The sequence below is a fragment of the Sphaerisporangium melleum genome, from assembly GCF_014646695.1.
Lineage (GTDB): Bacteria > Actinomycetota > Actinomycetes > Streptosporangiales > Streptosporangiaceae > Sphaerisporangium > Sphaerisporangium melleum.
In genome coordinates this window covers 1-925 of sequence record NZ_BMNT01000020.1, presented here as the reverse complement: position 1 = coordinate 925, position 925 = coordinate 1, and the positions used below count along the sequence as shown (strand labels likewise).

At 68.8% G+C, this 925-nt stretch carries 1 protein-coding gene; it reads left to right on the top strand.

Annotated features, from left to right (window positions below; translation table 11 throughout):
* The coding region (locus IEY93_RS18425) for an RNA-guided endonuclease InsQ/TnpB family protein (RefSeq protein ID WP_189164331.1) at window positions 1-925 on the top strand (925 nt) is incomplete at both ends.

The window sequence follows — 925 nt, the reverse complement described above, 5'->3', positions numbered from 1 at the left end:
GGGGAGTTGTCCAAGCGGGTCATCACCCAGGCCAAGCAGACCCCTGAGCGGGCGTGGCTGGGTGAGGTCTCAGCGGTCGTCCTCCAGCAGGCGCTGGCCGATCTGAACACCGCCTACCGCAACTTCTTCGCCTCGATCACCGGTGAGCGGAAGGGGCCGGGGGTGGCCGCGCCGCGGTTGCGCTCCAAGAAGGACAACCGGCAGGCCGTCCGGTTCACCAGGAACGCCCGGTTTTCGATCACGCAAGGCGGGAGGCTGCGCCTGCCGAAGATCGGGGACGTGCCGGTGCGCTGGTCACGGCCCCTGCCCGCCGAGCCGTCCTCGGTCACGGTGGTCAAGGATGCGGCGGGCCGCTACTTCGCCTCCTTCGTCGTCGATACCGGTCAGGTGTCCTTGCCTGAGACGGCCGCCGAGGTGGGCATCGATCTGGGGTTGACGCACTTCGCCGTCATGTCCGACGGCCGGAAGATCGGCAACCCCCGGTTGGTGCGCCGGGCGGCCAAGAAGCTCCGCAAAGCCCAGCAGGCCCTGTCCCGCAAGGCGAAGGGCTCGGCGAACCGGAACAAGGCCGTTGTGAAGGTCGCCAGGGCGCATGCCCGGGTGGCCGACGCGCGCCGCGACTTCGCCCACAAGCTCTCCACGCGGCTCATTCGCGACAACCAAGCGGTGTACGTGGAGAACCTGTCGGTGAAGGGGCTGGCGCGCACGAGATTGGCCAAGAGTGTCCACGACGCGGGCTGGTCGCAGTTCGTCGGGATGCTGGAGTACAAGGCCGCCCGGTACCGGCGGACCTTCGTCAAGATCGACCGGTGGTTCCCGTCGTCGAGGCTGTGCTCGGCGTGCGGGGTCGTCGCCGAGTCGATGCCGTTGAACGTCCGGTCGTGGACCTGCCCGTGCGGGGTGGCCCATGACCGGGACGTCAACG